Origin of the sequence: Acidaminobacter sp. (assembly GCF_030247605.1) — a bacterium.
In the GTDB taxonomy this organism is placed as follows: domain Bacteria; phylum Bacillota; class Clostridia; order Peptostreptococcales; family Acidaminobacteraceae; genus Acidaminobacter.
On record NZ_JAOTSB010000002.1, the window covers coordinates 127,253 to 153,871 of the forward strand.

Here is a 26,619-nt window from a genome sequence, read left to right on the forward strand (position 1 = left end):
TGTTATGACATTGTAGTTGTTTCTATTATACCTTTTTTTAAAAAAAACAGCAGGTTTCCCTGCTATTTTTATAATAAATTGAATTGTTGGACACGTTACCATCGGCAAACATCACCAATCAGTGCTGTTTGGAGTAGAATTCAACTATCAGCGCATCGTTGATCACAACAGGGACTTCGAAGCGCTCCGGCATTCTAACCAGGACAACGGAACGCTGTGCCTCTAGCCGTCCAATGTAGGGCACAGTACCCAAAGCTGAATCGTAATTATTCTGGAAAACTTGCGACTCAGACCGCAGTGCTATGACATCCCCCACATTTACAGGAAAACTCGGAATATCCAGTTTTCTTCCATCGACAGAAATATGGCCATGTACGACCATTTGTCGTGCCTGTCTCAGTGTTGTGGCAAATCCGGCACGATAAACCAGATTGTCCAGACGAGTTTCAAGGGCTCGTACTAAATAATTGCCAGGTATGTCGCGACTCTTAAATGCGCGCCGGACATAGTGTGTCATTTGTTTTTCCATAACGCCGTAGTAAGCTTTGAGACGTTGCTTTTCGAGGAGCTGCTCCCCGTATTTTGACAGTTTGCGATCGTCCCGCGCCATGCCCTGCTTATAGCGGTCCATTGCTTTGGGGTGGCCGTGGACGTTTAGTCCAAGCCGTCTGCATTCTTTGAATTTTGGTCCCATGGGTCTAGCCATGCTTTACCTCCAGATTTTGGATTGCCGCGGTAAAATCAAGCCAAAGTCAGTATATCAAAAACCTTTCTTTGTTGCAAATGATTTTTATTATCATTTGCTCGGCTCATTTGTCCTTAGTCTTTTCCTTCTTTAGAATTGCATGTTGTCTGGTTTTCTATTATAATCTTCAGGTGGGTCAATATGAGTGACGCTGACCGTTGGTGCGGCACCTGAAAAATAAGCGAGGTAGGATTAGATGAAATTAGGCATTGTTGGGCTTCCCAACGTTGGAAAAAGCACATTGTTCAACGCGATCACAAAGGCAGGCGCGGAGTCTGCGAACTATCCTTTCTGTACTATCGAACCAAACGTCGGCGTCGTTGCCGTTCCGGACAAGAGACTTGGTGTCCTTCAAGGGCTATATAACTCTCAAAGAGTGGTTCCGACCGCTATAGAGTTCTACGACATCGCAGGACTTGTTAGAGGCGCCAGCAAAGGTGAAGGTCTCGGCAACAAATTCCTGGGCCACATTCGTGAGGTTGCTGCAATTGTTCACGTCGTCCGCTGTTTTATAGATGACAATGTCGTACACGTGGAAGGCAAAATTGCGCCCCTCAGCGATATAGAAACTATCAATTTGGAATTGATTTATTCAGATCTTGAAATGATCGAGCGCCGCATCGACAAGACAAGAAAGGGTTTGAAGGCGGACAAGTCACTTCAGGCAGAACTCGACCTTCTCGAACGAATCAATGGGGTGCTTGAATCCGGCCAAAGTGCGAGAACTCTGGATCTGGATGATGAAGAGGATCGCCTTGCAAAGAGCTTCAACCTTCTGACTTATAAGCCTATTATTTATGTTGCCAACGTCTCTGAAGATGATTTGATGAGCGGTGTAGACAACCCATATGTCGCTGCTGTCAGAGAGCACGCTGAAACGGAGAAAGCAGAGGTTGTCGTTATTTGCGCCAAAATCGAGCAGGAAATTGCTGAACTCGACGAGGAGGACCGCATTGCATTTCTAAATGACCTCGGACTTGACGAAGCCGGGCTCGACAAGCTTGTCCACGCTTGCTATCACCTGCTCGATTTGATCAGCTTTCTGACTGCCGGACCGCAGGAAGTTAGAGCTTGGACGATCCGTCGCGGAACAAAAGCCCCACAGGCAGCCGGGAAAATCCACTCTGATATTGAACGTGGCTTCATTCGCGCAGAAACTATTGCTTATGATGATTTAATACATGTCGGTACTATGGCACATGCTAAGGAAAAAGGCTTGGTCCGCCTTGAAGGCAAAGAGTATGAAGTTAAGGACGGCGACGTGATCCTGTTCCGCTTCAATGTCTAGGCCTTTACGTTGACTTAAGTCTCACCTTTTTAATACAGTGCTGATTAACATACAAATTCATATAGAATTTTCTGAAGATCCCCTGGCAGCCTAAGGGGGTCTTTTTTTGCTCAACGGCTTTATTAAATTCTGCTCCAAAAGCATCTTAAGATATATGAAGTTTTCTTAACAAATGAAAGTGATTTGAAATGAGATTTCAATTAAATTGATTGAAACCGTTGAAATTTCTGAATTCTTAAACGTATAAACAATTCCGGTCTGTTATTTTATACATTAAAAATGAATATATTCATTTTGATTTTTTTTGCATCATTGAAGGATTTGGTAAATTCATGTAGAATTTTTATTAGGTCAGAGCGCTGCTGACCAAGATTGTAAAAGGGGGATACATATGTCAAAGAGAATATTGGCACTGCTGATGCTTGCGGTTATGATTTTCAGTCTCGCCGCTTGCGGACCTACAGAAGAACCTGCTCCAGCTGCACCTGCTGGTGGCGAAACACCAGCCACACCTGAAGCACCAGCTTATAAGATCGGCATCATGACAGGCACAGTTTCCCAAGGTGAAGAAGAATATCGCGCCGCTGAGAAAATGAAAGAAAAATATGGCGATATGATTATTCTTCAAACTTACCCGGACAACTTCATGAAAGAAACAGAAACGACTATCGCGAACGTTCTTTCTATGGCTTCTGATCCTGAAGTCAAGGCCATCGTCATCGTTCAGGCTGTCCCTGGCACTTCTGCTGCCATTGACAAAGTTCGCGAAATCCGGGATGACATTCTTTTCGTCGCTGGCGTACCTGGTGAAGACCCAGACATGATCGCCAGCAAAGCTGACGTCGTCTTCCAGGCTGACGAGCTCGGCATGGGCTATACGATCATTGAGCAAGCTCAAAATATGGGCGCGAAGACATTCGTGCACTATTCCTTCCCACGTCACATGTCTTATCAGCTTCTCGCTATGCGCAGAGACATATTTAAATCTGAGTGCGAGCGACTTGGCATCACTTTTGTAGACGCGACTGCTCCGGACCCTACCGGTGACGCTGGCGTTCCAGGCGCTCAACAGTTTATTCTCGAAGACGTTCCAAGAAAGATTCAGGAATACGGCACTGATACCGCATTCTTCAGCACAAACTGCTCTATGCAGGAGCCTTTGATCAAAGCTGTCCTCGAGGGCGGCGCCCTTTATCCGCAGCAATGCTGTCCATCACCTTACCACGGCTATCCAGGTGCTCTTGGCATCGAGATTCCTGAAGACAAAAAAGGCGACATAGACTTCCTCGTTGGCGAAATCACAGCTAAAATCGCTGAAGGCGGCGGTACAGGCAAATTCTCAACATGGCCGATCCCAGTCAACATGATGTTTGTTGAAGGCGGCGTTGAATATGCTATTGCATACCTCAATGGCGAAACAACTGACAAAGTTGACAAAGCAAAGGTAGAAGAAGTCTTTACTAAGATTGCTGGTTCTCCAATTCAACTCGATACTTTCACAAATGAAAGTACAGGCAATACCTTTGAAAACTTCTTCATGGTTCTTTCCGACTACATTACCTTCTAATAGAACCCTGTTAAGTTCTTAATGAAGCAAAAGTTCTACAGCGCACCGGAGGCTGCCACTAAAAGGCGCCTCCGGTTTTAAATGAAAAGTGTCTGTATACGCGAATCAGAATCATAAAACTACAGGGTACTAAATGCAAATGACACAATCAGGGGAGGTACAGCTTGAGCGAACCATATGTCCTTTCGATGCAAGATATTCAAAAAGACTACTTCGGCAACAAAGTGCTAAAAGGTGTCACGATCAATGCCCGCGCAGGTGAGGTTCACGCCCTGCTCGGTGAAAATGGCGCCGGCAAATCAACTCTTATGAACATCCTTTTCGGTATGCCAGTCATACATAGTACAGGTGGGTATGGCGGCAAGATTATGATCGATGGCAAAGAAGTTCAGATCAAGTCACCAAAAGATGCCATGGAACACGGTATAGGCATGGTCCACCAGGAATTCATGCTCATTCCCGGATTTACTGTCACTGAGAATATCAAACTCAACAGAGAAATTCTAAAAAGCAATGTCGTCAGCGCTTTGTTTGGAAAATCCATGAAAACCTTAGACAGAAAAGCCATGAACGCGGATGCCCGTCAAGCTATCGATACTCTCGGCGTCGACATTAACGAACGTCAGGGTGTTTCCGGCATGCCGGTAGGCTACATGCAGTTCATTGAAATTGCCCGTGAAATTGACAAGAAAAATGTTAGACTCCTGGTTTTCGATGAGCCAACTGCAGTCTTGACTGAAAGTGAAGCGGATACGCTTCTGGCAGCAATGAGGCGAATTTGCGAGGCAGGTATTGCCATCCTGTTCATTACCCACCGCCTGGAGGAAGTTATGGCCATAGCCAGAGACATCACCATTCTCCGAGACGGCGAACAGGTTGCAGCACTAGAAGCAGCGCACACCAACGTTATGGAAATTGCTGCCATGATGGTAGGTCGCGAAATCGAGGCTATGCACTCTGAGAATCGAGACGTTACCAAAACGCCTGAGATTTTGATGGAAATTAAAGACTTCAAAGTTCAAATGCCAGGCGAACAAGTCAAAGGCGTCAGCTTGGAAGTCCACAAAGGTGAAATTCTTGGTCTTGGGGGACTGGCCGGACAAGGAAAAATTGGCATAGCCAATGGTATTATGGGCCTATATCCTTCAACCGGAACAGTTCTTTTTAAAGGTGAAGCTCTCCCCTCCAGTCAGCCTGAAGTAATTTTAAAGAAGGGGATCGCATTCGTTTCAGAGGACCGTCGCGGCGTAGGATTGCTGCTTGACAGCTCAATCGAAGACAATATTGTCATCTCTTCCATGCATATTCACAAACGGTACATAAAAAAATACGGGCCGGTCACACAAAAAAATACCGGCGAAATCCGAGACCACGCCAACCGAATGATTAAGGATCTTGATATTCGTTGTACCGGACCGGAACAACCATCCAGAAGACTGAGCGGCGGCAACCAGCAAAAAGTTTGCATTGCTCGGGCCCTGACCTTAAATCCCGAAATTCTTTTTGTTTCCGAACCGACCAGAGGGATCGATATAGGCGCCAAAAAATTGGTGCTGGATACTTTGATCAAGTTGAACCGCGACCACGGAATGACTATTGTTATGACTTCCAGCGAGCTGGCTGAGCTTAGATCGATCTGCGATCGAATTGCTATTGTAACGGAAGGAAAAATTGAAGGTGTCCTCGCGCCAAATGACAGCGATGCGAATTTTGGCCTGATGATGTCCGGTGATTATGGCAAAGTCATTGAAAAGGGGGAAGCTATAAGATGAAAGAGCGGTTTCAAAGATTTATCCATCAGTTTGGACTTCCCCGTTTGATCATTTTATCATTCTTTCTGGCCCTATTGGTATCAGCCTACTTCCTCAAGCTTCCGCTTAATTCGCTGGTATCGGATACTTTAGTCAGAACCGGAATGAACGGCGTACTCGTACTCGCCATGGTCCCAGGAATACATAGCGGCATAGGCCTCAATTTCGGGCTGCCTCTCGGCATAGTCTGCGGACTGCTGGGCGGATTGGTCAGCATTGAGATGAACCTCATTGGGATCAATGGTTTTATAATAGCAATTCTGGTCTCCCTTCCCATTGCTGCCGTCATAGGATACTTATACGGTCTGATGCTCAATCGCGTTAAAGGATCAGAAATGTTAGTCGCTACCTATGTAGGATTCTCTGCAGTATCGCTTATGAACATTGCCTGGCTTCTGCTGCCGTTCCATAGCCCTGAAATCAAATGGCCTATCGGTGACGGACTCAGAACGACCATCACACTGACTGGAAAATACGACAAGTTGTTGAATAACTTTCTGGATTTCAAAATTTTTGGTGTTATGGTTCCAACAGGGCTGCTCCTGTTTTTCCTGGCTATGTGCCTATTGATGTTTTTATTCCTGAGAACCCGGACGGGTGTTATGATGAGTGCTGCAGGCATTAATCCAAAATTCGCGGCTGCGACCGGCATTCAAGTCGATCGCGCAAGAATTATTGGCACCATGCTTTCAACCATTCTCGGGGCCGTGGGCATAATAGTCTATTCCCAGAGTTATGGTTTCTTCCAGCTTTATCAAGCGCCTATGATGATGGGCTTTGCAGCAGTCGCTGCGATTCTGATAGGAGGAGCATCTTCACACAAGGCCACTTTAATGCATGTCATCATCGGTACCTTTCTCTTCCAAGGGCTGCTGACCGTTTCCCTCCCTGTTGCGAATAAAATTGTCACAGAGGGCAACTTGTCAGAGATTGCCAGAATTATAGTTCAGAATGGCATCATTCTCTATTCCTTGACAAAAGTCTCAAACGGAGGTGATTAGCATGACGGATCAGAATAAGCCACTTTTAGAAGATGTGAAAACCTCGGTTATCAGGAAGCCAACCTTGAACCTCAAGCAGATCGCCTTTGACAATATTGTCACCATCATATTTGTGGTTATTTGCTTTTTTGGACTGATTCTGGCTAAGCAACCGGCTGCGTTTGTCATGAACGAGTTGGTGCTCCGGATTGCAAGAAACTCATTCCTTGTATTATCTCTGATTATTCCGGTACTGGCAGGGATGGGCCTCAATTTTGGTATCGTCATAGGTGCTATGGCGGGCCAGATTGCGCTGATCGCAGTCACACACTGGCAGATTACCGGGATGAAAGGGTTTCTATTGGCCGCGCTGATCAGCGTACCCTTCGCACTGCTCTTCGGCTGGTTAACAGGCAAAATCCTTAACAAGACAAAGGGCCAGGAAATGATCACGTCAATGATCTTGGGATTTTTCGCTATGGGTCTCTATCAATTTCTCTTCCTGTTCCTGATCGGTACCCTCATCCCAATGGACAATCCGGTTTTAGTGCTTTCCGGCGGCGTCGGCATAAAGAATACAATCGACCTCAAAGACGGTATTCTCTACGCCCTTGACGGCATTTACAAGACACGATTCTTCCCTGCCCTTGCAGGCTTCTCAGTAATCACTGCTGTTTTCAGCCTATTTAAGGTCTTCCGCGTCAGGAAAGATGAGATCGAGCGTGTCAGGCTGCCTAAGTATCTGATGTACACTGTCCTTTCATTGACAGGCATTGTTTTCTCGGTCGTCGTTTTAAATTCAAAAAGCCTTGTGGCTATGATCAAGTTTCCGGTGGCGACCATCTTCTCCATTCTTATGCTCTGTGCCTTTAACCTGTTTATTGTTCGAACCAAACTAGGTCAGGATTTTCGAACCGTTGGCCAAGACATGCACGTTGCCAAGGTTTCGGGCATCAACGTCGACAGAGTTAGGATTATTTCCATTATGATCTCCACGGTACTTGCAGCCTGGGGTCAGCTGATTTTCCTTCAAAATATCGGTACCCTCAATACCTATGGCTCCCACGAACAGGTTGGCATGTTTGCCGTTGCATCGATTCTGATTGGCGGCGCATCGGTCAATAAAGCAACCATCGGCCAAGCAATTTTAGGAACGACGCTGTTTCACCTGATGTTTATCATCTCCCCTTTTGCGGGCAAGAATCTCTTTGGAAACGCTCAAATCGGGGAATATTTCAGGGTTTTCGTCGCATACGGTGTCATAGGCCTGTCACTGGGACTTCACGCGTGGAAGACGCAGATTCAAGCCAAGCGTAAGCAGCTGGGTGAGGAATAGCAAATCTCCCCTGCTAACGTTATCATTTCAAACATTGTTGGATACAAAAATAAGGGTTTGATGTCCGCAGCATTTATTTCTTTCGCTGCAGTCATCAAACCTTTTTTTGATTTCATGCCACGTCACGCACACCCACCCTGGAATCGTAACGATCTAGTACGATCATACACGCAACAGCCATTGTCAACACCCCTGAAATCATCAGCCAGCCTGTCTGGGGCGCGAAAACCAACAATCCGCGGCTCATGACGACCGGTCCCGCAGTGTATCCAACACCCATAAGCAGCGGCAGTACAGCGTTCATTCTGCCCCTGTGACTCACTGGCGTTCGGTTTGCCACGTATGGCATATAGCTGATGGTAATCGTGATTTCCCCCAGTGTGAAGATGATACAGCCCAGTGCAAACAGGAACCGGCTGTCAGCAAAGGCAAAGGTGCCAAAGCCGACCAGATAGAACATGCCGCCAAGCGCGACCCGCCGCAGCGCCGGGTACCGACTAAGGCCTGACGTCAAAAGTGGTGTGCAAATCAGAACTACAAGTCCGTTCAGACTTGCCAAAAGTCCAAAAGTTGATGCTCCTTTCATTGGAAAAAGGTCCTCCAGTTGAATGGGCAGCAGATAATGCCACTGAGCGTAGGAAAAATTGTAAAATAATAAAATCAATGAAAACACCAGCAAAATTGGACGCTCTGTCAGTACTTTTAGAACAGAGCCGCTCACCGCCGCTTCCATGGTATCCGGACCAGGTTCTTCCATCTTTTCGTCCGCCTGCGGCAGGCTTCTGTGACCTGAAACAATCTTATTCTTTTGATAAGTCTCCCTGATAAAAAACTGCACCAGCGCCACTGAAACAAATAACGTCAGTGCATCACCCCAAAAAATCCATGCGTAGAAGCGATTAAAAAGAAGGCCTCCAATTGTCGGTCCAATTGCAAATCCAAGATTAAATCCCATATAAGACAACGCATAGGCCGCTTCACGCTGATCTTTGGTCGTCAAATCAGCAATTATGGATAAGTTTGCCGGATCGGAAAGTCCAAAGAAAAAGCAGGCGCTCAAAATCATATAAATCTGTGTCATTCCCGGTTCCAAAAAACCACAGATCATAAAAAGAATCCCGCCAATTGACTGCCCGAGAAGGATCATAGGCTTTCTTCCCACCCAGTCAGTCAGTTTGCCGCCTAGCAAATTGGCCGGTACAATGACAACGCCCATAAGTGTCAGCCAAATTCCTGCATCAGAGGCTGAAAGACCAATCTTGCTGGTCAGGATCAGCGTAAACAGCGGAAAAATAAATAGCCCCGCCGCGTTGATCATCCGCGAGAAAAAAATAACGTAAATTTCCCGTGGCAAGCCACGGTATGGAATTAAAAAGCGTCGCAGCATTTTTAAAATTCACTTCCCCAACCTAATTCAGTCTTGAAACAGTTCACTTTAGAGGGACTGGTTATGATCTTCCTCAACATGATGTCTGCGTCTGGCATAATTTCCCCTGACCATAAATATGACAATATTGAAGATCAACATGACAGGAATGATCCATAAAATGGCGCGTACGCCATAGGCCACAGAGATCCAGGCGCCAAACATGGGCGACAGAACCATGCCAATGCTCCCAAGCAGCCCCTGGAATCCAAATAAGGTTCCCCGGCGATCTGCCGGCGTCAGCTCAGCTGTCATGGACATAGCTATGGGTTCTATTCCCCCAAGGGTAAAAAACATTACCCCATATAACAGAGTGAACGACATAATCGAACTCGTCCTCAGCACTAAAAAGGATAGTCCTAAAGTGATGGCCGCCAAAACAAACATCAGACGTCGCTTGTCATAGCGGTCGGCTATTCTGCTGATGATAATCGCAGCCATTGCAGTGGAAAATCCGGCTAATCCGTTAATATAACCTGTCCATTGCGCAGGGCTTTTCCCGGCTGGTATAACCTCTGAAACATAGATTGGTATATAAGGTGTAAAGACCGTTCGCGTAACGCGATTGATCAAAAGAACAACCAGCAGCACCATGATCACTGGCGTAAAAATCTTGTACCAAGGCAAGTCCGCCTTTTGCTTTTCTCTGACCCGCCCATAACTGTTTGGATCTTCATTGATAATAAACAAGACCATCAAAAAGGCGACCAGCATGAGACCGGCACCCACAAAAAAACTGACTCTGTATCCAAACCACTCCGCTACCACCCCACCAATAATTGGACCTATGGCATAGCCCAGAAATGTTGAGGACGACAAAAAACCTATTGCGTAAGAAAGATTTTTCGTTGGTGTATTGCTCGCCACAAATGCCAGCGCTGCAGTGACGGTCCCTGTGAAAATCCCTTGAAGCCCTCTTAACACAACAATTTGCCACATTGCTGTGACCATGCCGATCAAACCTATGATCATGACGCCTCCGCCCATAGCTCTCAGAAGCATCATCTTTCTGCCATATCGATCAGAAACCATGCCCCAAATGGGCGACATCACGGCCATTGTCAAGGCTGGGAGCGCATTGAGAAGCCCTGTGTACCACTTCACTGTCTCCGGACTCATAGGTGTAATCTCCTGGATGTAAAATGGGAGAAACGGCATACCAAGGCCAAAACTTGTCAATGACAGCACTTGCGTCAGCCATAATGCGTAGAGATTTATTTTCCAGCGTTCCATTTAACCACCACTTTGCCCATCATTAATGTCAAGTTCACTTTGTCTATAAAAGCGCAGCTTGAGTCTGCCTCTAAGAATAATAGGCATAGGTCACTGCAATGCCCATTGAAAGAACCATCCCAGCCGCGATCAGTACAAAGCTTTTTACCGCGTTTATAAACGTCTCCTTTTTATCAGGACGCTCACAAAAGTCACGAGTTAGTTTGTATACCGGCAGGCCAGTAGCCACGGCAATCACAGAAAAAACCGGCAGCCAGCCCACGGCAATTGAAATCACCATTACACCATACGCGGCCACCACTAAGTGCTGATAAAGCGCGATCGCATGCGTCCGCCCAATATAAGCCACCATTGTATACCTGCGGTTCTCCAAGTCATCCTCCAAATCACAAATGTTGTTGGCAAGCATGATATTGGCAATACCTACCGCGAAGGGCAAACTTACAACGATCAGCCTCAGTAAAAGGCGGTAATCTATGCCGATGGTCATCCAATCCGCCAACCAGCCCACCTCAATTAAAGTTCCAATAGGAAATTGAATATAAAACGCCAAAAATGGAATCAAGATCCCCATAAACCCACCTGAAAACACTTCACCCAGCGGCGTTCTCGAAATGGGAACAGGACCATAGGAATATAAAACACCAATTCCAGCCGAAATGACACCGACAGCAAGTACGATCCAATCGGTCATCCACACAAGAATCAAGCCCAAAATTAAACCCAATCCCAGCAATGTGATAATAACCATTTTAACTCGGTCAATTTCGACCTGATCTTTTACAATGGCATTATGTTCCTCGTAACCATAACCTTCTCTTCGGATCGCGCGTTTGAAATCCATGTAATTGTTGACAGCGGTGGTTGCCATATCTATGCATAGCAAAGACAGGAACATTATAGCTGCCGGCTGCCAGCGAAATGACCCGCGGAGCCAGATGCCATATAGTGTTCCAAACAAAAACGGAAATACACTGGCCACTTTTGTCTGTATTTCTACCAGTTTCAAAAAACTGCTTATTTTCAATTTGCTGTCACTCCTTAAAGCTGCGTCCGCAGCATAAACCAATGAACTCCAGGCCGTTCATGCTGCATTTAATTTTTCGTGAATATTCTAAGCAAATAGGCATTTTCAAGTAACGTCATAGGCTCAATATGAGGAAACATCAGGAACATCCGCACTATATATACCACTAAAAAAATAGCGATCAGCAGCTGCCAGAAGACCTTGTTTCCTATAAGCCTCCTCAGAGAACGGTTGAAGGGGCTGAGAGCCAACAACCCTCCAAAAGGCAGCATCATCAGACTAAGGGGGTGGAGTCCGACTGCCTTCGTGAATTCCAATTTTGACAGTGCAATCAGCGCCCTCGTCATACCACATCCCGGGCATGGCAACCCAGTGATATTTCTGATCACGCAGATACTGCCTCCTGAATAGATTGAAAAGCAGATGCCGGCCAAGACAACCGCCATTAAAAGCAGAATGACTAACTTCCTAAGGTTCACTATATTCCCTCTTCCGCTTGTACCAATGGGATTTCAATAATTACAGTCGTTCCTGCACCTAATACACTTTCAAATCTGAGTTGCCCTCCAAGTTCCGAGAGAATCTGATTTGAAACGGGGATCCCCATACCAGATCCACTTTCTTTTGTCGTATAGTATGGCTCGAGCAGATGTTCCAACTGATCCTGAGTCATTCCACTGCCATTGTCTTGAACCAGCAGCATAATAAAGCCACTTTCCTGCTTTGAGCTTATATCTATGATGCCTCCAGCCGGCATCGCTTCAACCGCATTGAACAAAACATTGACCAGCACTTGCCGAATGCCATTGATACTGGAGAACACCAGCGTATCTGTGAGTTCAGTCTTTAACTGAATGCGGTGAGATGACATTTCTATCTTAAAAAATCGACTGACATCCTCTACCAATTTTTTTAAATTAAAGATTTCTTTTTTCAAGGCGTTTGGCTTGGCATAATTCAGCATGGTTTCAACCATAGTAATAAGACGATCAATTTCAGCAGGCAAAACCGACATGGCTAGCTTGACAAAACTCGGATCGTCCAGACGTTGATCCAGCATCTGGATGTAGCCTTTGATGGAAATGAGCGGATTCTTCAACTCATGAACGACACCCGCTGACAACTGATTCATCTTCTCAATCTTGTCTTGTTGCTGCAGCAATGCGCCCATCGACTTTTCCCGTGTTTGATCCTGTATTAAAACATAGGCGGCAGGCAGATCCGGATCGCGCTCAGAAGGTACATTCACACTGATCAGCAGTATTTTGATACCCGTTGTAGTCTTGATCTGCACCTGCATCTCCCTATTGGGCCCCGGCTGTTGAATCTGGTGGATCAGCCATTCTATTTGTGCCTCAGTAAAACAGTTCATGTCTTTTACTTCTCTCAAACCTTGAGTTTCAATACCTGTCAGCAGTTTAACCGAATAATTTCTGATCAAAATTTCACCGGTTTGACTGAGGCCAAGTATTCCAACTGGAAACAAATCAAGAAATTGATAGAAGTGGTTCCTGAAGTTCTCCCGCTTAGATTCAATTTTTCTGAGTTTTGACGTTACAATAATATATTGGCGAACCATCAATATAACCGCAATAATAATGATCCCGATCAGTATACCTAGAACAAAAGACTGCGAGGGTTTGAAAGTCAAAGTCGCGCTTAAATAATAAGGCGTTTTCAGGCTGAAATAACGCATAGTGTCCCCTCCTAATATGGATCTCTACTTCATTATAAGTCATTGGAAGCCTTATGACAGCAAAGAATCGAGAATTTTTTCTGAACATAGAAAATTTATTATCCATTATCTCGAAAGATCTACATTCATTTAACCCTTCCGTCTCTATTCCAATCTATCCTGACGGACTGAATGATGGGGCATCTAATTAGCCTTTTTTGTCAGATAATTAAGGCGCGAATTGTTCTTACAAAAAAAATAAAAAAACCTCTTTTCAAAAGGTCGTTTTTCGAATATACTGTAATAGTGCCGCGCGAGGGTGGCGGAATTGGCAGACGCGTAAGATTCAGGCTCTTATGGGCGCTTAGCCTGTGTGGGTTCGACTCCCATCTCTCGCACCACTGAAAGACGATCTTCTCTAAGAAGGTCGTCTTTTCTCATTAAATGCAAAGGGGGACTTTTTCAGATGGCGACAATACTGAAAAACGACTGGCAGGAAGTACTATCGGAGGAATTTGAAAAGCCTTACTATAAGGCCTTGAGGCAATTTCTTATTCAGGAATATACGACCCAGCAGATTTTCCCTCCCATGCACGATATTTTCAACGCGCTTCATTTCACTCCATTAAAGGATGTCAAAGTGCTTCTGCTGGGACAGGATCCCTACCATGATCTCCATCAAGCCCACGGCCTCAGCTTTTCAGTCCTTCCCGGGCAAAAAATTCCACCATCACTTCAGAACATATATAAAGAACTCAATGAGGATCTTGGATGCGACATTCCGAATCATGGCTACCTTAAAAAATGGGCTGACCAAGGCGTGCTGCTTCTTAATACGGTACTGACTGTTCGGGCACACCAGGCAAATTCTCACCAAAGTAAAGGCTGGGAGCAGTTTACGGATGCTATTATCCGGATCATAAACGCTCAAGAACGGCCAATTGTCATATTTCTTTGGGGCAGACCGGCACAGTTAAAAAAAGGAATGTTGACCAATCCAAAGCACATGATATTGGAATCGCCTCACCCAAGTCCCCTTTCTGCCTATCGGGGTTTCTTTGGGAGCAGACCTTTCAGCAAAGCAAATTCCTTCCTGACGGCACACGGCGTCTCACCGATTGACTGGCAAATCGATACACTTTAAACTCCAAAACACCATAAAAAAATATTTATTTAGAATGCTTAGTCAGTCTGCTAATCCCAATTGTTCTGTTCCATGAAATATGCTAGACTTATGACATCGGGGGCATGAATGATGACGACTAAAAAGACTGCCATAAAAAGCATATTGTCATTATCTTTGCCGGCTATTATCGATATGAGCTTCGATACGCTGCTGGGGATAGCTGATACGCTTATGATCAGTTGGATGATAGGAAATGCGGCTTTATCGGCCTCTGGTTTTGTCAATCAAATCATCTTCACGCTCATTTTTGTTTTTACTGCTTTCAATACCGGAGGTACCGCCTTAATCGCGCGAAGTTACGGAGAGGCGAATTACACCAAACTCAACAAAACCGCCAGTGAATTAGTATTTCTAAACCTGGCTCTTGGGCTGCTGGTAACACTTTTGTGCTATGTGTTCAAAGACCAAATATTCTCCATCTTTCAAACCTCCGAAGCAGTTAATGTTTACATAGCAAAGTACTTTAAATGGGTTGGTCTCAGCATCCTGCCCATGTTCCTGTCTTTTTCCTTCGCCGCGATACTCCGTGGCTCAGGCAATACAAGTACTCCAATGAAAATAACATTGATAGCCAATCTCTTCAATATTGCCGGTAATTTTGTGCTCATTAAAGGACTCTTTTTCTTTTCGCCTCTCGGAATTGAAGGCGCAGCCATTGCAACCCTTTCAGCACGCTGGCTGTCCGTAACTTTGTATACCATCATTTTGTTTGATTTTAAAAAGAAAGTGCATCTTCGACTCTGTGACATGCTGCCTACCAAAGCCTTATTTGAACCGCTGCTCAAAATCAGTCTGCCTAGCGCTGCTGAGCAAGCCTTGATTCAAGCCAGCTTTTTAGCGGTCAATGTGATAATTTCAACCTTAGACACTACTTCCGAAGCTGCATACAGAATTTTGATCAACCTTGAGTCCATTTCTTACATGCCAGCGGTTGGGATCTCAATAGCGGCAGCAACTTTAACAGGAAAAGCCCTTGGTGAAAAAAATCCCGACTTGGCCTACACTACCGGAAGGCAATCGACATTTTTGGGTCTTGCCTGGGGTGTATTCATGGGGACTATGTTCCTCACATTTTTGAATTTCTGGCCAAGGTTATTTACGAGTGATCCCGGTGTTATCGAGACTATTATCCCGGTTCTCATTCTCAGCGCGTTGCTTCAGCCTTTTCTTAATGCTTTGCTGGTCATGTCAGGGGTTCTGAGGGGCTCAGGCAACACCAGAACAGTCATGCAGCTCTCGTTTTTCAGAGTATGGCTCATTAATGTTCCAATTGCCTTTATGCTGGTCAGAGTCTTGGGCTTCGATCTCAAAGGCGCTTGGTATGCTGAACTTATCTCTTACACCCTCTTCTGTGCAGTTATGTATTTGAAAATTAAACAAAAAAAATGGACTGAGATTAAAATTTGATTCTATCGGCCTATTAAAAAAGGCAGCAGTGACGTTTTCTTAAACCGAAAACTCAACCGCTGCCTTTTTTTTAACTTAAAAATTCATAGGAGTCCTTATACCAAAGCTTTAATAGCTTCAATGGCCTTTTCATAATCCGGATGCTGACTTGCAGCCGGAACATATTCCACATAGCGGATTACCCGGTCCTTGTCAATGACCGCGACACCTCTGGCCAGCAGGCGCACGTCCTCAATTGTGAAGCCATACGCGTTACCAAAAGATAGAGTTCTATGGTCTGAGACCACCTCTATGCGGTCGATGCCATGTGTACCGCAGAAGCGCTTTTGAGCAAATGGCAAATCACAGCTAATTGTTACAATGGCCACATCTTCTGACAGTTCACTGGCTTCCTCATTAAATTTGGTTGTCTGAAACTCACAGACACCTGTGTCAAGGGATGGTACAGAACTGATCACGACGACCTTCCCTTCAGTCTCCTTAAAAAACTCATAATTGGTAAGGTCTCTTTTGATTGCTGTGAAATCCATTGCTGCCTGACCAACCTTAACAGGTGCACCCGCCAATTTTTGACTCTTGCCTGCAAATACAAATTCCATTACGAAATCCTCCTATGCTGTTCGATTATACTTGATTAATTTCCCATTTTGTTTGTTTTTAAACAGTATTGGGTAAAAGAATATCGTTGACGCGATTTAAAGTGATTTGACATTACACAACGAGGTGATTAAATGCGAATCAACATTTTAATTGGCGGTTCCGCAGGACACGGGATCAATACCATTGACCAATTTTTGACCCGGCTGTTGACTAAAAAGGGCTTCCATTTCCATTCATACAAGGACTATATGTCCAGAATTCGGGGCGGCACTAACTTTACCCACGTGACACTCTCAGATCAGCCAGTACACTGTCATGATGATGCGCTCGACGTCATAGTAGCATTGACTTCAGAAATCATTAAAGAGCATTATGACAGATTAACAGAAAACGGATTGATCATTTGCGACGCTGATGTGGTACTGCCTGAGCCATGTCGTCATCAGGTAACACGTCTTAATTTCAAGGAAATTTTAAAAGAAACCGGAAATACCAAAGGGTATTCCATGGTGGCTTTGGGGGCGATTGTCAAAGCCATTGGCCTGGAAGAAAGTACTCTGAACCATCTTGTGGACAAGCGCTGGACAGAAGCAATCATTGACGCGAACACCAAAACTGCAAGAATGGCATATGAGGCGACACACTGTGTTTTGATCTCCATACCTAAGACCAATGAGGATCACCTTGTCATGTCTGGCAATCAAGCGGTTGCACTGGGTGCTCTGGCCGCGGGCGTCGGATTTTATTCCGCCTATCCTATGGCACCCTCCACAGGTGTCATGAGCTATCTGACTCAGTATGAAACCCGCTATCCTTTAGTTGTTGAACAAGCTGAAGACGAAATTGCTGCTATCAACAGCATCATAAGCGCAGCGTCAAATGGCCTCAGAAGCATGACATCCACCAGTGGCGGCGGATTCTCGCTCATGGTGGAAGGCCTGGGTTTCGCAGCAGTTGCTGAAGTACCAGTGGTCATGCTGGATGTCCAGCGGCCTGGTCCTGCTACAGGCATGGCGACTAGAACTGAGCAAAGCGACCTCAATTTTGTGCTGGATGCCTCACAAGGTGAATTCCCTAGAATTATCTTAAGCTTCAACTCTATTGAGGATGCCTTCTATAAAACGTTTAGAGCTTTCAACCTCTCTGATAAATACAGAGTCCCCGTCATTCTTCTTTCTGATCAATATCTGGCGGACTCTACATCTACGGTCAGAGAACCGGATCTTAAGGCATTGAAGATTGATCTTCATCTCGTTAAAGAAGTCAGAGAAGACTATCGTCATCACGACCTTAGAACCTTGGTACAAGACCGGGTCGTACCGGGAATGACCTCACAAATAGTCATGAATGACAGCCATGAACACGACGAAAATGGCAGTGTTACGGAAAGTGCCAGCAACAGAGCTGCTATGAATGACAGACGAATGTCTAAGCTCAATGAAATTATCAAAGAAATTGAGGAGCCACGACTGATTGGTGATCCTGAAGCCAAAGACATTCTGATTTGCTGGGGCTCCACAGCCGGAGTTGTTGCAGCCGCCGTCGACAATCTCACAGGGCAAGGCAGATCTGTTGGCGCTTTGATATTTGGAGATCTATACCCGTTGCCAACTAAGACACTTACAAAACTTATTGAGAGGGGTGCCCGCCTCATAAACGTTGAGGGAAATTACCAGGGCCAACTCAGGCAATTGATATCCAGAGAACTTGCCTATCCTATTCACCATTCCATCTTGAAATATGACGGAAGACAATTCAGCCCCGGGTATATCCTGAAGGCTTATGAGGAGATGATACAAAAGTGAAGACTTCCCCATTTGACAATCATAAAGAAAACACCTGGTGCCCGGGTTGTGGGAACTTTGGGATCCTCAGCAGCATGAAGGCCGCTTTTGAAGAGCTGGGCCTCGCTCCGGAAGATCTTCTGATCGTCTCAGGTATTGGACAAGCCGCAAAACTTCCTCATTATATCCACGCGAACGGATTTAACGGGCTTCACGGCAGAGCATTGCCTGCAGCATTTGGGGCGCATGTGGCCAATTCTAAGCTGAAACTGGTCGTCAATACAGGTGATGGTGATGCGCTGGCAGAAGGTGGCAATCACTTTATTCATGCAATACGGAAAAACATGGACATCACCCATTTAATCCATGATAATCAAGTTTATGGTTTGACAAAGGGTCAAGCTGCGCCAACGACGCCGCTCGGACAGAAGACTACCCTGCAGATTGAAGGCGTGAGAGTTGATCCACTTAATCCGGTCACTCTCGCAATTTCGCTGGGCTGTTCCTTTGTTGCCAGAGCAAATGCAGGCGACCAACCATTTATGAAGGAAATTTTGATGGCTGCGTTAAACCATCGGGGCTATGCACTTATAGACATTCTTCAGCCTTGCGTCACGTTCAATAAAGTCAACACTTATCAGTGGTTCAAAGACCGTGTTTATGCTGTTCCTGAGTCTTATGATCCCTACGATAAAGTCGCCGCATTCTCAGAATCTCTGAAGTGGGGAGATGACGGCATCCCTATCGGCATACTTTACAAAGAGGACAAGCCAGCCTATTATGACAGGCTAGACCATATTAAAACAGACCATCTTGCTGCAGTGGAACGAAAACCTACAGATATCCAGCCACTGCTTAATCAACTGAAATTCTAGAAGTGAAATAAATCAGCTTCAGAAATAAAAGGACAGCCGTAACTCGGGACTGAGTTGGGCTGTCCTTTTTTGTTTCGATTATTCGAATAAAATTCATGAGCGGGTATAACTAATCGTATTATTAGGCAAACCCTCTACTGCTGTCCACGAAAACTAAGCCGCAAATTATCATGAGCGATCAGGGCTGCGGCGCCTAAAGCCGGCGTAAAGCGGTACATGCCGCCCTCACCCACATAGACGCGATTTAAATTTCGGTGTGCGCTTAATTTGTTCAAAGATTTGTTGATTTCTCGGTTCATGATGCTATTGGCGTTGTACATGCCGGTAATCAACACCATCTCCGGATTGATGGCATTGATTACATAGGAGAGCACGGTCCCAATATAGCCTCCTGTTTCACGAATGACTGAGAGGCTCAACCTGTCGCCCTGAACCGCATAATCATAGATCTGCTTGGCCGTGACCGCAGTCAGATCCCCCTTCAAATCCTCGACAAGCTTGGAAGTGCTGCCCTCTTTAAGTTTGATCAAAAACCGCTCTTCAATGCCAATAGTAGATGCAACGGCATTGAAGCATCCCGATTTTCCGCATTTACATTTAATGCCCCGGTTACTGACCCGGACATGAGCAATGTTCCCCGCACCCTGATTGAACCCCTTGACTATGGCATCCTGATAATAGTAGGCAGAGGTAATCTGCTCTCCAATATCCAGAACAAAGAAGCTGAAGGCGTCCTTAGCTTTACCATATAGTTTTTCACTGACTGCAACGGCATTAGATTTAGTTTCAATTCGAATAGTTTCACAGCCAAGTGTGAGAATGCGATCTTGCCATTCCTGTTTACGAATCAGGACATTACTGCCGAGCAAAAAGCTGTCCAGAGCGTAGGGTTCCGCTTCGACAGCGATGCCAATGCCAAGACACCGGCGGTTTGAAAGATGGCGCATGATTTCCTGAATGACTCGGGTGACATTATCCAGAATTCTGCTTCCGGAACGATCCCCAAACATAGATAAATCATCCTCTGTCAGGATCCCGCCACTCATTGTCATTCCGCAGGAAGAGATCCCATATTTGGAGACATAGATACCTATCATGTAATGATGCTTTTCATTCAATGTAAGTACCGTGGGACGTCTGCCCCCAGTTGACTCACCTGTACCCTTTTCATCAATCAGTCCGTCAGATTTCAACGCTTCAGATAAAATCGAAATTGTCGCGGGAGACAGGCCTGAATATCTGGCTATGTCTGATTTGGAAATTTCACCGAATTTCTGAATGATTTGCAGAATTGTCAATCGATTGACCCACTTAATCTGATCCTGTGTCAAAGGCAATGTGATTTCCAAGTTATCCCCCACTTTCTTTAGCGGCTAAAATAAGTTGTTAATAAGAAGATAACATAAAGTAGTCAAGTCGGCAACCTCTTCCCCTTAAAAGGATGTGACGTTTATCTCAGAAAATGTAAAAAGGCTGCCGCTGCGTCGCGACAACCTTTGTAAACTTACCGATTTATAGATGTCAACTTTTTTATGATCCTTCAAGTTTCGAAACACTATTCATCAATTTCTTTAAAATGTACATCCTCTGCAGCACTGTATTCCGATCGGTCTACCCCCGTACCCACAGTAGGTTCTGCATGTTGTTCCGCAGACCGCTTGCCGGGCTCCCCAGTTTCACTGGCATTATAGCTGCCGCTGGCTCCGAAAGGTCCAAAACTCGAACTTCCGTTTGCTTGTTGCCACTCCGCTTCGGCCTGATGCATGGCTTTAAGATATTGACTTCTCCTCCAGTAATGTCTCACTATAAGCAAAGCCAAGATTGCCAAGCCTATTGGTGTCCCGAGCAAAAAACTGCCTGCTGCAAAAATCAGCCAAAACACGACAAAAACAATGGTCAATATTATGAGCAGCCCTGTAAATCCCGAATATGATTGGTACATGGTTTTCACTCCCTTGAAGCCATTGTAATATGGTAATCATGTCGATTCAATAAAAAAAGCATTAAGTTTTAAAAAAGATCGCATGACAATCATGCGATCTTCCTTAAGAATTATGAAATCAATAGGCTGCATTGCTGTCTTCATTCAAGACAATAGCCACCGAAGCACTTGCGCCAATCCTGTTTGCACCGGCGCCAATCATTTCCAGCGCGATTTCTCTGCTCCTGATTCCACCGGAGGCTTTGACGCCCATTTGAGAACCCACAATACTTCTCATAAGCTCGATATCCTCAGCAGTCGCACCACCGGAACTGAAACCGGTGGATGTCTTGACAAAATGAGCGCCGGCAGCTTTGGACAGTCTGCATGCACGAATTTTTTCTTCTCTGGTCAAGAGACATGTTTCAAGAATGACCTTCAGAATCGCTTTTCCTTCAAGTGCGGCGACGACGCCTTCAATATCCTGCCTGACAACGTTATCATCCCCGTTTTTCAGAGCAGCTATATTGATCACCATGTCTATTTCACATGCGCCATCTGCGATCGCTTGACGGGTCTCAGCAGCTTTGACGGCAGTCACACTGGCGCCAAGCGGAAAACCTATGACTGAGCACACTTTGACAGCAGAGTCTTTTAATGCCTCAGCCGCAGCTGAGACATAATAAGGATTGACACAGACTGACCAGAAGCCATGCGTCTTCGCTTCTTCACAGACCTGCAGAACTTGTTCACGTGTTGCATCAGCTTTTAAGATCGTGTGATCAATGTAGCCTGCAAGATTCACGGTCAGTCCTCCTTAAAGTACAATCAGTTTGTCTCCGTTTTTAATGCCGGCAGCATTGCCCTCATCAATATCAAGGTGCATTTCGAGTGCATAACTCTTATGAACTCTTACAAGCACGTTGTCAAAAACTAAACCACGCTTTCCCTCAACTTTAACAGAAACAATATCCTTGTCCTGGACGCCAAATTGCTCAGCATCACTCGTGTGCATGTGAATATGGCGTGCTGCAGCGATGATGCCTTTATCAATAAACACTTCGCCTTTTGGTCCAACGATCTTAGCGCCCGGGCTGTCAGCAAGGTCACTTGAATCTCTGACTGGCGGTACAACGCCAAGTGTAAATCCATCTGCCAGTGAAACTTCAATTTGAGTTTCGTTTCTGGCAGGTCCCAGGACGCGCATAGTAAATGATCCCTTAGGCCCTACAACCTCGATCTTTTCATGGCAAGCAAATTGGCCTGGCTGGGAAAGATCCTTGAAGACAGTCAGCTCATAACCTTCACCGAAGAGAATGTCAATATGTTCTTTGCTCAAATGAACGTGACGGTTCGATAATCCTACTGGTACATATCCTTTAGACATTAATAAACCTCCTATTTTGTATACACTATACATAACATTATCATGGATTATGTCTATTTTGTCAAATCTGAATGCGACCGCTTATTATACTTCATTTTGGGCAGCGCTTAGAATAACATTGGCAAATTCCGCTCCTCTGGTCTTGATCTCTCCATGTCGTTCCTGCTGTTCCATTACAGGCTTCTCATCCGTCCCCTCAATAAAAACAAAAGCTTCAAAAGAGGCTTTGATTGATTTAAAGAATAACTCCGCGACAAGCTTTGCACCGTCACTTTCATTTTTTTTCTGAACGGCACCTGCAGTCACCAGAAGTAAACCTTTTTTAGATTTAGAAACGACCTGTTCCTTCAGCATGAATTTCCTGGTCCATTTAACTTGAAAACGGTCGATCATTGTTTTCGTCAAGGCACTCACTGAATTGAAATAAAAAGGCGTTGCCAGTATGACACCATCTGCCTCATCCACTGACTTCAAAACGAACGCCATGTCGTCCTCGAAAACACAGCGTCCCGTATCTGCGCACTGATAGCAGCCTGTGCAGGGATGGATTTTCATTTTTCTCAGATCAAAGCGCAACAACTCGAAACGATCAAGATCCATACCTGCTAAAAGCAGATCCAGTGCCTGATCCGTGTTCTTTCCAGGTCTAGGACCGCCAAATATTACGACGAGCTTTGGCTTCACTTTGAATAGACCTCTGGTTTCAGAGTCGCTACAAATGGCAAATTGCGATACTTTTCAGCATAATCTATACCATAACCAACAATAAATTCATCAGGAATAATAAAGCCGGTATAATCGACTTTAATGTCTGCTTTTCGTCTCTCAGGTTTGTCCAGAAGTGAGATGATAGACAGACTGGACGGTTTGCGGGCAGAAAAATTGTCATAAAGATACTTCAGGGTTAACCCGGTATCAATTATATCCTCTACAATCATGACATGCTTACCCTCAATACTGTAATCCAAGTCTTTGACGATCCGAACGACGCCCGAACTTTCCGTCGAGCTGCCATAGCTGCTGGCGGCAATAAAGTCGATCTGGATTGGAACACTCACTGCTCGCATCAAATCGCTCATGAATACATTTGCACCTTTCAAGACACCAATCATCAACAGCTCTTTGCCTTTATACTTTTCAGAGATCTCTTGTCCAAGCTCCTGCACTCTCGCAGCAAGCGCTTCCTGGCTGATTAAAATTTCCTTAATGTCATGATTCAAAGGATCACCTCATTTTTTTTTGTGGGGTTGTACTGATATTATAACCTGTACATGGCTAAAGTACCACCCTGGTGCTTCGAAATCCAACTGTTGTTGATCATATTCAAACAATCGGGTCATTATCCCGATGAGTCCACAAATAAACCATCGGAATAATTATCAGAGTCAGCAAAGTTGAAACCATCAATCCTGACATCAGAGCTACCGACATGGGCACAAATAAGGCGCTTCCGGAAAGTGCCAGCGGTACCAGACCAATGACTGTTGTGATTGTAGTCAGCATAATAGGACGAAACCTTTTTTCGACCGCATCAACACAAGCAGTTTTTACTGATTTTCCCTCCGAGCGCTCAGCATTGATGAAGTCAATCAGTACAATTGCGTTGTTGACGACTATGCCGAGCAAACTCACAATTCCAAGCATTGCTACAAAGGACAGCTCAAAGCCTAGGAAATATAACCCTAAGAAAGATCCAATCGCAGACAGGGGTATGGTGAGGAGAATAATCAGCGGTTGTGTGAAGGATCTGAATTGAAAGAGCAGAACAGAATAGACCAGCATCACCGCGAGAACAGCCGATGAACCAATATTACCAAAGTTCTCGACGATCTTTTCGTTTTCGCCGTCAAACTTAAACGCAATCCCGGGGTAATCTGCCGGATCAATCTGCTCGACAATGGCCTTTTGAATATCCACCGCATTGTAACCTGGTGCTATGTCGGACATGACGACAGTCGCCAAATCGCCCTTGTAGGATTTGATGACAGCATATTCGCTGGCCAAAGCGATCTCTGAAACAGTTTCCAGAGGCACTTTCAGGTCAGATGCCGCCGCTTTGATCTTCAAATTTCTGAGATCATCCAAACTGGCCACATTACTTTTTAATACGATATCATAATCCCCATCGTCAAGTCGAATGGTAGTCGCGGCCTGACCTCTGAGCGCCAGACTAATCTCACTTTGAAGGTCATATTGGGTCATGCCCAGGCTGCCGGCGAGCTCCAGATCAGGCTTAACCACATATTCGAAAACGCGGTTTTCAAAATCAGTGTCAACTTTTGCCGTACCCTCCACCTGAGAAATCAACTTTTGAAGCTTTTCAGCGGCCTCTCCAAGCTGATCCAGATCACTTCCCAGCAGCCTGAGCTGCACCGGCGCCCCAATAGGTTCCGCCTGCTCCAATAATTTAACGGATACCCGTCCCCCTGTCACGACGTGGTCCAATTTTTGCTGAAGCTCTGCTGCGTAAGTTTCCAGAGTCATTCCACTATTTCCAGACGCCAAGGCCTCCATGTCCACTCTGAGCATCATTTGCGCTTTGTCATTAGAGTTCGGGACGATTGGCAGCGTATTGTAGAACTTTGGAAGGCCGCCGCCCACAGCTGTCGTATTGGAAAGGATCAGCCGCTCAGCGCTTAAAATCTGATGTACATCCTTGACGAGCGCTTCTGTTGTTTCAATGGAAGACGCATTTTCTGAGCGCACATCAATATATATTTTATCCGTGTCAGCGTAAGGGAAAAATTTCAAATTCAGTGAGAGACCGGCATAAATCGTGAACCCCAGCGTTGCCAATACCAGTATTAACGTCAGTACTCTGAATCTGAAAGCCGCCAGCAGCGCCCTTTCAAAAAAAAGTCTGATCACACCCTTCCCCCTGCCAGATGTTTTGGACGGACCCAGAAACATATAAGCCAGCGGAGGTATTATCAAAATAGCGACCAAATAGGACACCGACAACGAAATCATGATGATGCTCGGCAGACTGGCAATGTATTCACCCGCGATTGAAGGCAGCAACATAAAGGGCAAGAATGCGCCGATGGTCGTCAGTGTCGACGTCAGCACAGGAACCGCAACCTCTCTGGCTCCGCTAACGCAGGCCTCAGCGCGATCAAACCCCACATCGAGTTTTACCTGAATGGAGTCAATGATCACAATAGCATTGTCCACAAGCATCCCCAGCGCCACGATCAATGCAGCAATTGAAATCTGGTGAAGCTCAATGCCCAGATACCCCATAAAAATAAACGAAATCATTATTGAGGCTGGAATAGCGGTTGAAACGATCAAGGCATTTTTCAAGCCCATTCCAAGAAGCACAACCACCAAAACAAAGACGACACCCTGCAGCAGATTCATCATAAAGTCATTGACAGACTTTCTGACATTTTCCGGCTGATCAAGGACGCGCTCAATCTTGAGATCGCTTGGCAGCGATTCCTGAAAACGACTGATTACCTGGTCGACCTCATCGCCGACCAAGACGACATTTTCATTCTTTTGAAAATATCCCGTCAGCAGAATCGCATTTTCACCATTCTGCAGAATCTTGTAGGATGTGTCTGCATCCTGAAAAGAAACCTCCGCAATTTCACTGAGAAAAATTGTTTGACCCGACTGTGGTGAAACACCTATGTTAAGGGAACGAATTTGATCAAGACTGGTCAAACGTCCGGAGGTCCTTAAATTAACGCTTGTGCCCTGCTGCTCAATTTGACCTGAAGGAATTTCAACGTTTTGTGCCTGAAGCATGCCAAAAAGCTCTCTCATGGAGATCCCGACCGCATTTAGTTTCTTGTAATTCACCTCAACAACGACTTCGCGTTCCTGCTTGCCCATTATTTCGAACCGTTTCACGCCCTGGATGCTCTTTAACTCATCTTTAAGCTGAAGCGCCAGATCATTGAGTTCATTATAAGTATAGTTTTCACCCGAAAGCGTGACCATTAATCCCGCTGTTTCCACGAGATCCGTATTGGTCTGAATTGCTTGACATTCCGGTGGAAGTTCCGACTGCAGTATATCCATTCTGTCTTCCAGATCGTTCCAAGCCGTCTGTACCTCTGTTCCGTAAATCAATCTTAAAAAAGTGACGGACGCACTATTGAAGGAATAGGTATAGGCATAGTCATAACCTTCAATTTCTTCAACTTCACTGACAATCTTTGAGGTTACGCGGTCTTCCACTTCTGATGGTGACGCGCCAGGGTAAATGACCGAAATCATTGCGACAGGCGCATTGATCTCAGGATACTCTTGTCTGGGACTAATATAAAAGTTATATGCGCCAGCCGCTATGAGGAGCACCAGCACAAAAAGAGTAATTTTTCTGTTCAGTATCGCAGCTTCTATCCATCTTCTCATCCC

At 45.4% G+C, this 26,619-nt stretch carries 23 protein-coding genes and 1 tRNA gene; 10 read left to right on the forward strand and 14 right to left on the reverse strand.

What is annotated here, in order from left to right:
* Positions 1-118: 118 nt before the first annotated feature.
* On the reverse strand, positions 119-706 hold the full coding sequence (gene rpsD, locus OEL90_RS00615) for a 30S ribosomal protein S4 (RefSeq protein WP_300686626.1): 588 nt from the start codon (positions 704-706) through the stop codon (positions 119-121).
* A 235-nt stretch (positions 707-941) separates the two neighbouring features.
* Between rpsD and ychF the strand changes: the two genes are divergently transcribed.
* From ychF to OEL90_RS00640, 5 genes are all read left to right on the forward strand, one after another.
* Entirely contained in the window at positions 942-2,033 is a 1,092-nt protein-coding gene (ychF, locus tag OEL90_RS00620; RefSeq protein WP_291402923.1) for a redox-regulated ATPase YchF, read from the forward strand.
* Positions 2,034-2,424: 391 nt separating this feature from the next.
* Complete coding sequence (locus OEL90_RS00625) at positions 2,425-3,600, forward strand: DUF3798 domain-containing protein (protein ID WP_291402921.1); 1,176 nt, start codon at positions 2,425-2,427, stop codon at positions 3,598-3,600.
* A 164-nt stretch (positions 3,601-3,764) separates the two neighbouring features.
* Positions 3,765-5,372, forward strand: a complete 1,608-nt coding sequence (locus OEL90_RS00630) for a sugar ABC transporter ATP-binding protein (protein ID WP_291402919.1) — start codon at positions 3,765-3,767, stop codon at positions 5,370-5,372.
* Entirely contained in the window at positions 5,369-6,412 is a 1,044-nt protein-coding gene (locus OEL90_RS00635; RefSeq protein ID WP_291402917.1) for an ABC transporter permease subunit, read from the forward strand. The genes OEL90_RS00630 and OEL90_RS00635 overlap by 4 nt, the downstream gene beginning before the upstream one ends.
* A 1-nt stretch (position 6,413) precedes the next feature.
* Positions 6,414-7,727 (forward strand): ABC transporter permease subunit, encoded by a 1,314-nt coding sequence (locus OEL90_RS00640; RefSeq protein ID WP_291402916.1) that lies wholly within the window; start codon positions 6,414-6,416, stop codon positions 7,725-7,727.
* A 112-nt stretch (positions 7,728-7,839) separates the two neighbouring features.
* Here the strand turns inward: OEL90_RS00640 and OEL90_RS00645 are convergent, their stop codons facing one another.
* From OEL90_RS00645 to OEL90_RS00665, 5 genes are all read right to left on the reverse strand, one after another.
* Positions 7,840-9,114, reverse strand: a complete 1,275-nt coding sequence (locus OEL90_RS00645; RefSeq protein WP_291402913.1) for an MFS transporter — start codon at positions 9,112-9,114, stop codon at positions 7,840-7,842.
* A 48-nt stretch (positions 9,115-9,162) separates the two neighbouring features.
* Entirely contained in the window at positions 9,163-10,386 is a 1,224-nt protein-coding gene (locus OEL90_RS00650) for an MFS transporter (RefSeq protein ID WP_291402911.1), read from the reverse strand.
* 70 nt (positions 10,387-10,456) lie between these two features.
* Positions 10,457-11,413, reverse strand: coding sequence for a 1,4-dihydroxy-2-naphthoate polyprenyltransferase (locus tag OEL90_RS00655; RefSeq protein ID WP_300686634.1), 957 nt, complete (start codon positions 11,411-11,413; stop codon positions 10,457-10,459).
* Between the two features lie 68 nt (positions 11,414-11,481).
* Positions 11,482-11,802, reverse strand: a complete 321-nt coding sequence (locus tag OEL90_RS00660) for a DUF2752 domain-containing protein (RefSeq protein ID WP_291402908.1) — start codon at positions 11,800-11,802, stop codon at positions 11,482-11,484.
* Positions 11,803-11,891: 89 nt separating this feature from the next.
* On the reverse strand, positions 11,892-13,109 hold the full coding sequence (locus OEL90_RS00665) for a sensor histidine kinase (protein ID WP_300686637.1): 1,218 nt from the start codon (positions 13,107-13,109) through the stop codon (positions 11,892-11,894).
* A gap of 292 nt (positions 13,110-13,401) precedes the next feature.
* Between OEL90_RS00665 and OEL90_RS00670 the strand changes: the two genes are divergently transcribed.
* The 3 genes from OEL90_RS00670 to OEL90_RS00680 all read left to right on the forward strand — a co-directional run bounded on the left by OEL90_RS00670 (position 13,402) and on the right by OEL90_RS00680 (position 15,681).
* Positions 13,402-13,489 (forward strand) — tRNA-Leu (locus OEL90_RS00670).
* Positions 13,490-13,554: 65 nt separating this feature from the next.
* Positions 13,555-14,232 (forward strand): uracil-DNA glycosylase, encoded by a 678-nt coding sequence (locus OEL90_RS00675; protein ID WP_291402904.1) that lies wholly within the window; start codon positions 13,555-13,557, stop codon positions 14,230-14,232.
* A gap of 108 nt (positions 14,233-14,340) precedes the next feature.
* Positions 14,341-15,681, forward strand: coding sequence for an MATE family efflux transporter (locus tag OEL90_RS00680; protein ID WP_291402902.1), 1,341 nt, complete (start codon positions 14,341-14,343; stop codon positions 15,679-15,681).
* A 95-nt stretch (positions 15,682-15,776) separates the two neighbouring features.
* Here the strand turns inward: OEL90_RS00680 and tpx are convergent, their stop codons facing one another.
* Positions 15,777-16,280 (reverse strand): thiol peroxidase, encoded by a 504-nt coding sequence (tpx, locus tag OEL90_RS00685; protein ID WP_291402900.1) that lies wholly within the window; start codon positions 16,278-16,280, stop codon positions 15,777-15,779.
* A gap of 132 nt (positions 16,281-16,412) precedes the next feature.
* On the opposite strand from tpx, the gene OEL90_RS00690 reads away from it, so the two are divergent.
* Together OEL90_RS00690 and OEL90_RS00695 are read left to right on the forward strand one after the other, a co-directional pair.
* A complete protein-coding gene (locus tag OEL90_RS00690) occupies positions 16,413-18,086 on the forward strand; it encodes a 2-oxoacid:acceptor oxidoreductase subunit alpha (protein ID WP_300686643.1) in 1,674 nt (557 codons plus the stop codon).
* Positions 18,083-18,940, forward strand: coding sequence for a thiamine pyrophosphate-dependent enzyme (locus OEL90_RS00695; protein ID WP_291402896.1), 858 nt, complete (start codon positions 18,083-18,085; stop codon positions 18,938-18,940). The genes OEL90_RS00690 and OEL90_RS00695 overlap by 4 nt, the downstream gene beginning before the upstream one ends.
* Positions 18,941-19,074: 134 nt before the next feature.
* On the opposite strand, the gene OEL90_RS00700 is transcribed toward OEL90_RS00695, so the two are convergent.
* The 7 genes from OEL90_RS00700 to OEL90_RS00730 all read right to left on the reverse strand — a co-directional run bounded on the left by OEL90_RS00700 (position 19,075) and on the right by OEL90_RS00730 (position 26,616).
* Positions 19,075-20,289: an ROK family transcriptional regulator gene (locus OEL90_RS00700; RefSeq protein ID WP_291401253.1), complete on the reverse strand. Its 1,215-nt coding sequence runs from the start codon at positions 20,287-20,289 to the stop codon at positions 19,075-19,077.
* 206 nt (positions 20,290-20,495) lie between these two features.
* Positions 20,496-20,882, reverse strand: a complete 387-nt coding sequence (locus tag OEL90_RS00705) for a hypothetical protein (protein WP_291401251.1) — start codon at positions 20,880-20,882, stop codon at positions 20,496-20,498.
* Between the two features lie 118 nt (positions 20,883-21,000).
* Positions 21,001-21,666: a deoxyribose-phosphate aldolase gene (gene deoC, locus OEL90_RS00710; RefSeq protein ID WP_291401249.1), complete on the reverse strand. Its 666-nt coding sequence runs from the start codon at positions 21,664-21,666 to the stop codon at positions 21,001-21,003.
* Positions 21,667-21,678: 12 nt separating this feature from the next.
* Positions 21,679-22,248 (reverse strand): phosphate propanoyltransferase, encoded by a 570-nt coding sequence (locus OEL90_RS00715; RefSeq protein ID WP_291401247.1) that lies wholly within the window; start codon positions 22,246-22,248, stop codon positions 21,679-21,681.
* A gap of 84 nt (positions 22,249-22,332) precedes the next feature.
* Entirely contained in the window at positions 22,333-22,932 is a 600-nt protein-coding gene (locus OEL90_RS00720) for a flavodoxin family protein (protein ID WP_291401245.1), read from the reverse strand.
* Positions 22,929-23,468 (reverse strand): hypoxanthine phosphoribosyltransferase, encoded by a 540-nt coding sequence (gene hpt, locus OEL90_RS00725; protein WP_291401243.1) that lies wholly within the window; start codon positions 23,466-23,468, stop codon positions 22,929-22,931. Before hpt ends, OEL90_RS00720 begins: the two co-directional genes overlap by 4 nt.
* A gap of 103 nt (positions 23,469-23,571) precedes the next feature.
* Positions 23,572-26,616 carry an efflux RND transporter permease subunit gene (locus tag OEL90_RS00730; protein ID WP_300686655.1) on the reverse strand — a complete coding sequence of 1,015 codons (3,045 nt, stop codon included), beginning with the start codon at positions 26,614-26,616 and terminating at the stop codon, positions 23,572-23,574.
* Between the last annotated feature and the right edge of the window lie 3 nt (positions 26,617-26,619).

Bases quoted from the DNA above. Each gene is read 5' to 3' on its own strand.
- rpsD (WP_300686626.1), bottom strand. From the start codon at position 706: ATGGCTAGACCCATGGGACCAAAATTCAAAGAATGCAGACGGCTTGGA.
- ychF (WP_291402923.1), top strand. From the start codon at position 942: ATGAAATTAGGCATTGTTGGGCTTCCCAACGTTGGAAAAAGCACATTG.
- OEL90_RS00625 (WP_291402921.1), top strand. From the start codon at position 2,425: ATGTCAAAGAGAATATTGGCACTGCTGATGCTTGCGGTTATGATTTTC.
- OEL90_RS00635 (WP_291402917.1), top strand. From the start codon at position 5,369: ATGAAAGAGCGGTTTCAAAGATTTATCCATCAGTTTGGACTTCCCCGT.
- OEL90_RS00640 (WP_291402916.1), top strand. From the start codon at position 6,414: ATGACGGATCAGAATAAGCCACTTTTAGAAGATGTGAAAACCTCGGTT.
- OEL90_RS00645 (WP_291402913.1), bottom strand. From the start codon at position 9,114: ATGCTGCGACGCTTTTTAATTCCATACCGTGGCTTGCCACGGGAAATT.
- OEL90_RS00650 (WP_291402911.1), bottom strand. From the start codon at position 10,386: ATGGAACGCTGGAAAATAAATCTCTACGCATTATGGCTGACGCAAGTG.
- OEL90_RS00665 (WP_300686637.1), bottom strand. From the start codon at position 13,109: ATGCGTTATTTCAGCCTGAAAACGCCTTATTATTTAAGCGCGACTTTG.
- OEL90_RS00675 (WP_291402904.1), top strand. From the start codon at position 13,555: ATGGCGACAATACTGAAAAACGACTGGCAGGAAGTACTATCGGAGGAA.
- OEL90_RS00680 (WP_291402902.1), top strand. From the start codon at position 14,341: ATGATGACGACTAAAAAGACTGCCATAAAAAGCATATTGTCATTATCT.
- tpx (WP_291402900.1), bottom strand. From the start codon at position 16,280: ATGGAATTTGTATTTGCAGGCAAGAGTCAAAAATTGGCGGGTGCACCT.
- OEL90_RS00690 (WP_300686643.1), top strand. From the start codon at position 16,413: ATGCGAATCAACATTTTAATTGGCGGTTCCGCAGGACACGGGATCAAT.
- OEL90_RS00705 (WP_291401251.1), bottom strand. From the start codon at position 20,882: ATGTACCAATCATATTCGGGATTTACAGGGCTGCTCATAATATTGACC.
- OEL90_RS00715 (WP_291401247.1), bottom strand. From the start codon at position 22,248: ATGTCTAAAGGATATGTACCAGTAGGATTATCGAACCGTCACGTTCAT.
- OEL90_RS00730 (WP_300686655.1), bottom strand. From the start codon at position 26,616: ATGAGAAGATGGATAGAAGCTGCGATACTGAACAGAAAAATTACTCTT.